This is a genomic window from Streptomyces sp. NPDC029292 (genome assembly GCF_055569295.1).
In genome coordinates this window covers 61552-68153 of record NZ_JBVHXR010000026.1, presented here as the reverse complement: position 1 = coordinate 68153, position 6602 = coordinate 61552, and the positions used below count along the sequence as shown (strand labels likewise).

The 6602-nt window shown below is 69.4% G+C and carries 6 protein-coding genes; 3 read left to right on the top strand and 3 right to left on the bottom strand.

Features of this window, described 5'->3' with window-relative positions:
- Positions 1 to 144: 144 nt before the first annotated feature.
- Positions 145 to 1506 (bottom strand): glutamine synthetase family protein, encoded by a 1362-nt coding sequence (locus ACZ4WS_RS40625; protein ID WP_369246133.1) that lies wholly within the window; start codon positions 1504 to 1506, stop codon positions 145 to 147.
- 318 nt (positions 1507 to 1824) lie between these two features.
- On the opposite strand from ACZ4WS_RS40625, the gene ACZ4WS_RS40620 reads away from it, so the two are divergent.
- Positions 1825 to 2490 carry a DUF3105 domain-containing protein gene (locus ACZ4WS_RS40620; RefSeq protein ID WP_467988200.1) on the top strand — a complete coding sequence of 222 codons (666 nt, stop codon included), beginning with the start codon at positions 1825 to 1827 and terminating at the stop codon, positions 2488 to 2490.
- Positions 2487 to 3110 (top strand): DUF305 domain-containing protein, encoded by a 624-nt coding sequence (locus ACZ4WS_RS40615; RefSeq protein WP_467988199.1) that lies wholly within the window; start codon positions 2487 to 2489, stop codon positions 3108 to 3110. Before ACZ4WS_RS40620 ends, ACZ4WS_RS40615 begins: the two co-directional genes overlap by 4 nt.
- Positions 3111 to 3176: 66 nt before the next feature.
- Here ACZ4WS_RS40615 and ACZ4WS_RS40610 read toward each other — a convergent pair whose 3' ends face one another.
- Positions 3177 to 3812 carry a hypothetical protein gene (locus tag ACZ4WS_RS40610; protein ID WP_467988198.1) on the bottom strand — a complete coding sequence of 212 codons (636 nt, stop codon included), beginning with the start codon at positions 3810 to 3812 and terminating at the stop codon, positions 3177 to 3179.
- Entirely contained in the window at positions 3809 to 4309 is a 501-nt protein-coding gene (locus tag ACZ4WS_RS40605) for a sigma-70 family RNA polymerase sigma factor (RefSeq protein ID WP_467988196.1), read from the bottom strand. Before ACZ4WS_RS40605 ends, ACZ4WS_RS40610 begins: the two co-directional genes overlap by 4 nt.
- A gap of 306 nt (positions 4310 to 4615) precedes the next feature.
- On the opposite strand from ACZ4WS_RS40605, the gene ACZ4WS_RS40600 reads away from it, so the two are divergent.
- On the top strand, positions 4616 to 6565 hold the full coding sequence (locus tag ACZ4WS_RS40600) for a S53 family peptidase (protein WP_467988195.1): 1950 nt from the start codon (positions 4616 to 4618) through the stop codon (positions 6563 to 6565).
- Positions 6566 to 6602 lie beyond the last annotated feature (37 nt).

Sequence of the window (6602 nt, the reverse complement as noted above, 5' to 3'; positions counted from 1 at the left end):
CGCCCCCCTCCCGCCTTTCCTGTTTGTGACCTCCCCCCCCCCACCCCCACCCCCCACCACCCCCCCCCCCCCCCCCCCCCCCCCCCCCCCCCCCCCCCCCCCCCCGCGGCGTCGAATCAGCGAGAAATTCGCTGTGACCTGCCCTTACAGCACCGGCAGGTTCTTCCTCAGCTCGAAAGCCGTCACCTCGGAGCGGTACTCCTCCCACTCCTGCTTCTTGTTGCGCAAGAAGAAGTCGAAGACGTGCTCGCCCAGGGTCTCGGCGACGAGTTCGCTGCGCTGCATGAGGACCAGGGCCTCGCCGAGGTTCTGCGGGAGGGGCTCGATGCCCATGGCGCGGCGCTCGGCGTCGGAGAGGGCCCAGACGTCGTCGTCGGCGCCGGGCGGGAGCTCGTAGCCCTCTTCGATGCCCTTCAGGCCCGCCGCCAGCAGCAGTGCGTACGCGAGGTACGGGTTCGCGCCCGAGTCGATCGAGCGGACCTCGACGCGTGCCGAGCCCGTCTTGCCGGGCTTGTACATCGGGACGCGGACGAGGGCGGAGCGGTTGTTGTGGCCCCAGCAGATGTACGAGGGGGCCTCGCCGCCGGCGCCCGCGGTGCGCTCCGAGCCGCCCCAGATGCGCTTGTAGGAGTTGACCCACTGGTTGGTGACGGCCGAGATCTCCGCCGCGTGCTTCAGCAGGCCCGCGATGAAGGAGCGGCCGACCTTGGAGAGCTGGTACTCCGAGCCGGACTCGTAGAACGCGTTCCGGTCGCCCTCGAAGAGGGAGAGGTGGGTGTGCATGCCGCTGCCCGGGTGCTCCGAGAAGGGCTTGGGCATGAACGTCGCCTGCACGCCCTGCTCCAGCGCCACCTGCTTCATGACCAGGCGGAACGTCATGATGTTGTCCGCCGTGGAGAGCGCGTCGGCGTAGCGGAGGTCGATCTCCTGCTGGCCGGGGGCGCCCTCGTGGTGGGAGAACTCGACCGAGATGCCCATCGACTCCAGCATGGTGATCGCCTGGCGGCGGAAGTCCATGCCGACGTTCTGCGGGGTGTGGTCGAAGTAGCCGGAGTTGTCGGCGGGGGTGGGGCGGGAGCCGTCCAGCGGCTTGTCCTTCAGCAGGAAGAACTCGATCTCCGGGTGGGTGTAGAAGGTGAAACCCAGGTCGGAGGTCTTCGCCAGCGCCCGCTTCAGGACGTAGCGCGGGTCCGCGAAGGACGGGGAGCCGTCCGGCATCAGGATGTCGCAGAACATGCGGGCCGTGCCGGGGGCTTCGGCGCGCCAGGGCAGGACCTGGAACGTCGACGGGTCCGGCTTGGCGATCATGTCCGACTCGTACACGCGGGCGAAGCCCTCGATCGCCGAGCCGTCGAAGCCGATGCCCTCGTCGAAGGCCTGCTCCAGTTCGGCCGGGGCCACGGCCACCGACTTGAGGAAGCCGAGCACGTCCGTGAACCACAGGCGTACAAACCGGATGTCCCGCTCCTCCAGTGTCCGGAGCACGAACTCCTGCTGCTTGTCCATCTTCCTCTTCCACCCATCCTTGCTGGTCAGGCCGCCTGCTCCCACGCCTCGGAGACGATCGGGGCACCTGAGCATCCCACCACAACACCATTTCATGCGCGTTGCGGACCTTGATCGGCCGGGCGACCTCGGTCTGAACGCCTCGCGTACGGCAGGTGTCCTGCTCTGGAGCCCATCTTGCCTGCTCGATCGCACATGTGTAATGGCTGGCTCTTTCCTGTGCCCCTGCCCGCATACCCCGCCCCCGTTCCCACTACGATCAGCGAAACCCTTCCGTCCCGTCGATCCCGTCCGTCCCATCCCCATAAAGGACATGCCATGGGCTCCGCCAAGAACACCAGCAACGCCTCGCGCAAGGCGCGCATAGAGGAGATGCGCCGCGCCGAGCAGTCCCGCGAGCGTCGCAACCGGATCCTCACGATCGCGGCCAGTGTGGTCGTCGTCGCCGGTCTCGTCGTCGGTGGCGTGGTCCTCGTGAAGTCGCAGTCCGACAAGAGCGACACGGCGAGCGACTCGAAGGCGGCGTCGGGGCACTTCGTCACGGGCACGGACGGCGTGAAGACCTGGAAGGGCACGCTGTCGCGCAACCACGTCACCAAGACCGTGAACTACCCGATGGAGCCCCCGGTCGGCGGTGACCACAACCAGGTGTGGATGAACTGCAACGGCGACGTCTACAGCAAGGCGCTCAACAACATGAACGCCGTGCACTCCCTGGAGCACGGCGCGGTCTGGGTGACGTACAACAGCAAGGCCTCGGACGCCGACGTGAAGGCGCTGGCGGCGAAGGTCAAGAAGACCCCGTACACCCTGATGAGCCCGGTCGAGGACCAGAAGGACCCGATCATGCTCAGCGCCTGGGGCAAGCAGCGCACGGTGACGGGTGCGAGCGACCCGAACCTCGACAAGTTCTTCGCGTCGTACGTCCAGGGCAAGCAGACGCCCGAGCCGGGCGCCGCCTGCACCAACGGCCTGTCCCAGTGAGGCATGTCGGGTGGGTCGCGGGGACCGCGGCGGCCGTGCTCGTCGCGGCCGGGGCGATCACGTACGCGGTCGCGGAGGACGGCGGTTCGAGCACGGCGACGCCCTCCGCCGACTCCGCCGACGCGGGCTTCGCGCGGGACATGGCGGTCCACCACCAGCAGGCCGTCGAGATGTCGTACATCGTGCGCGACCGCACCAAGGACGTGGAGGTACGGCGGCTCGCGTACGACATCGCGCAGACGCAGGCCAACCAGCGGGGCATGCTGCTCGGCTGGCTCGACCTGTGGGAGCTGCCGAAGGTGTCCTCGGACGCGCCGATGACCTGGATGGGCATGGGTGACATGGCCTCCGGCAAGGACGGCTCGCTGATGCCGGGCATGGCGACCAACACCGAGATGAAGAAGCTCGACACGCTGAGCGGCAAGCAGGCCGAGATCTTCTACCTCCAGCTGATGACCGACCACCACAAGGGCGGCATCCACATGGCCGAGGGCTGTGTCGCCAAGTGCCAGGTCGGTGTGGAGAAGAAGCTCGCGCAGGGCATGGTCGACGCACAGCAGTCGGAGATCAAGCTGATGGCCGACATGCTCGCGGCACGGGGCGCGAAGGCCCGCGACTAGCGACGGTGAGTGGGACGGGTCCGGGGCGCTGCCCCGGACCCGTCCGCCCCCTCCGCCGCAGAATGGTCAACTACGCCAGTCCGTACCGCACTTCAGCGCCACATCGGTCGGCACCAGGCGCTCCACCGAACCCGGGCGGCCGCCGGTGACGGCGAGCTGGGCCTGGTCGAGGTAGCCGATGAAGAGCTGGGTGTGGGCGGGCATGGCCGCGGGGTCGTAGATGAACACGACGGTGTCGTCGCCCCGCCTCTCCCGCTTCACGACGTCCTCGACGCCGACCCCCGAGCCGTGTTCGTCCACCTGGGTGTGGTCGTCCGGCCCCTTGCAGAACTCCCCGGTCTTCACCAGGACGGGGAAGCCCGCGTCGCGCAGGGCCTTCTGCAGCCCCGCCGGGTCCTTGATGTACTGCTCCTTGGTCCAGGTCACCGCGACCGTGCCGTCCGTCCGCTTGGCGACGGTGAAGGCGGCCGCCTCCGTGCCCCCGGACGGCGGCGCCGTCGAGGGGTGGCCGATGCCCGGGACGCCGAGCGCGAGCCCCGCGGCCGCCGTGACGCCCACGGCGGCCACGGCCACGCGCCTGCGCCGCCGCCGGACCGCGCGGCCCTCGGCCACGATCCGCTCGACCGGCACCGGCATGGTGATGTCGTCGAGCGATCCCTTCAGTGCGTCCAGTACGTCCGTGTCGTCGTCGATTCCGTTCACGATCCCGCCTCCGGGGTGTTGAGAGTGACAAGGTGGCCGCGCAGTGTCCCGACGGCCCGCGCCAGATGGGCGGTGACGGTGCCCGGGGCGATCCCGAGCGTCTTCGCCGTGGTCGCGGTGTCGAGGTCGAGGAAGACCCGCAGGGCGATCACCTCCCGCTGCCGACGCGGGAGTTGACGCAGTACGGCCAGCAGCGCGGGGTCGAGTCCGGGCCCTGCGGACTCGGCGGCACCGGCGGCCTGGCCGTCGTGGTCGCCCAGCGCGACCTCGTACCGACGCCGACGCCACCACGAGATACGGGTGTTGAGCGCCGTCCGTACGACCCACGCGCGCGGGGCGGGATGCCGTCGTACCCGGGGCCAGGCCGCCCAGGCCCGGGCGAACGCCTCGGCCACGAGATCCTCGGCCAGCTGCCGGTCGCCCACCGCGGCGAGGACCGCCCGCAGGCAGGCGTCCCGGCCGCACCGGTAGAACTCTTCGAACTCCAGCTGCTTCACACCCCCTCAACGCTTTGGGGTCGCGATGCGCTTACAGAAGGCAGGCACCTCTTTACAACAGACAGGGATCCGTTTGCGGAGGACAGGGTTATCCCTATTTCTGGCGGCGGGGACCCTTGTCAAACCAGCCCAAATGGCCCCCAAACGCGGCCACTTGAGGTTTCCTTGACCTTTTCCATCCCCTGGCATGAACGGTTCATCGCCAGAGTGACCCCAGCGTGATCCATCCCCTGTGTCCTCATCCGGCACACGGACCGCAGATCACGGACGACCGCATTTGCGACGAACCACATCGCAGGGGGTTTTATGAGATCCAATCGCGCCAAGGCGCGCGCCGGGGTGAGCATGGCAGCGACACTGCCGCTGCTCGCCGGTGCGCTGGCGCTCGGCATACCCGCGGCCCATGCCGCGGACGGCCCGACCCGGGACACCCTCGCGGGCACCAAGCCCGCGTGGGCCACGGCCAAGGCGGACAAGGGGGCCGCCTCCGACAGCTCCCAGGTCTCCGCGCGGGTCTACCTCGCCGGCCGGGACGCCTCCGGTCTGGCCGCGTACGCCAAGGCCGTGTCCGACCCGAGCTCGGCGTCGTACGGCAAGTACCTCAGCGCCAAGCAGACGCAGTCCCGCTTCGGCGCCACCAAGGCCCAGGTCGCCGCGGTGACCTCGTGGCTGAAGTCGGCGGGCCTGAAGGTCACCGGCACCACGCAGCACTACGTCTCCGTGTCCGGTGACGTCGCCGCCGCCGAGAAGGCGTTCGGCACCCAGCTGCACAACTACACCAAGGGCAAGAAGACCTACCGGGCGCCGTCGAAGACGGCCTCCGCGCCGGCCGCCCTGAACGGCGCCGTCCTGACCGTCACCGGTCTGGACAACGCCCCGCACAAGGCGACCCACGCCGACCAGCTGCCGCCTCCGGACGCGGTGTTCAAGAACTCCGGGCCGTTCTCCTCGTACTACGGCTCGAACACCGCGAGCACCCTGCCGGACGCGTACGGCTCGAAGATCCCGTACGCCGTCAAGGGCTACACGGGCAAGCAGCTGCGTGCCGCGTACGGAGCGGGCACGCGCACCGGCAAGAACGTGCGCGTCGCCATCACCGACGCGTACGCCTCGCCGACCATCGCCTACGACGCGGCCACCTACGCGTCGAAGCACGGCGACGCCGCCTACAGCAGCAGCCAGCTGCGCCAGGTGCTGCCCAAGAACTACACGAAGACCAAGGAGTGCGGGGCCGCCGGCTGGTACGGCGAGGAGACCCTCGACGTCGAGGCCGTGCACGCGGTCGCGCCGGGCGCGAGCATCACCTACGTGGGTGCCGCCTCCTGCTACGACGACGATCTGCTCGACTCGCTGAACAAGATCGTCGACGGGCACCTGGCCGACATCGTCTCCAACTCGTGGGGCGACATCGAGGCCAACCAGACGCCCGACCTCGCGGCCGCCTACGACCAGGTCTTCCAGTTCGGCGCGGTCGAGGGCATCGGCTTCTACTTCTCCTCCGGCGACAACGGCGACGAGGTCGCCAACACCGGTACGAAGCAGGTCGACACCCCGGCCAACTCGGCGTGGGTGACGGCGGTCGGCGGTACCTCGCTGGCGGTCGGCAAGAACGACAAGTACCTGTTCGAGACCGGCTGGGGCACCGAGAAGGCCACGCTGTCGACGGACGGCAAGAGCTGGACGGACTTCCCCGGCGCGTTCACCTCGGGCGCGGGCGGCGGCACCAGCAAGACCGTGGCGGAGCCCTTCTACCAGCAGGGTGTCGTCCCGGACTCGCTCGCCAAGGCGAACAGCGCCGCCGGTAACCGGGTCGTCCCGGACATCTCGGCGGTCGCCGACCCCAACACCGGTTTCAAGGTCGGGCAGACGCAGACCTTCCCGGACGGGTCGCAGCAGTACAGCGAGTACCGGATCGGCGGCACCTCGCTCGCCGCGCCGGTGATCGCGGCCGTCCAGGCCCTGGCCCAGGAGGCGCGCGGCGGCAAGGCGATCGGCTTCGCCAACCCGGCCATCTACGCGAAGTACGGCTCGAAGGCGTACCACGACGTCACGGACAACCCCACGGGTTCCGGGCTCGCCGTGGCGCGCGTCGACTTCGCGAACGGCTACGACGCGGCGGACGGTCTGCTCACGTCCGTCCGCAGCCTCGGCAAGGACAGCTCGCTGAAGGCCGTGCGCGGCTACGACGACGTCACCGGCGTGGGCACGCCCGCGGTCGGCTACGTCGACTCGTTCCGCTCGCTGGGCCTTCACTGACGGCAGGTCACCACTGGTGCGCCCGCCCCTCGACGAG

Bases quoted from the DNA above. Each gene is read 5' to 3' on its own strand.
- ACZ4WS_RS40625 (WP_369246133.1), bottom strand. From the start codon at position 1,506: ATGGACAAGCAGCAGGAGTTCGTGCTCCGGACACTGGAGGAGCGGGAC.
- ACZ4WS_RS40620 (WP_467988200.1), top strand. From the start codon at position 1,825: ATGGGCTCCGCCAAGAACACCAGCAACGCCTCGCGCAAGGCGCGCATA.
- ACZ4WS_RS40600 (WP_467988195.1), top strand. From the start codon at position 4,616: ATGAGATCCAATCGCGCCAAGGCGCGCGCCGGGGTGAGCATGGCAGCG.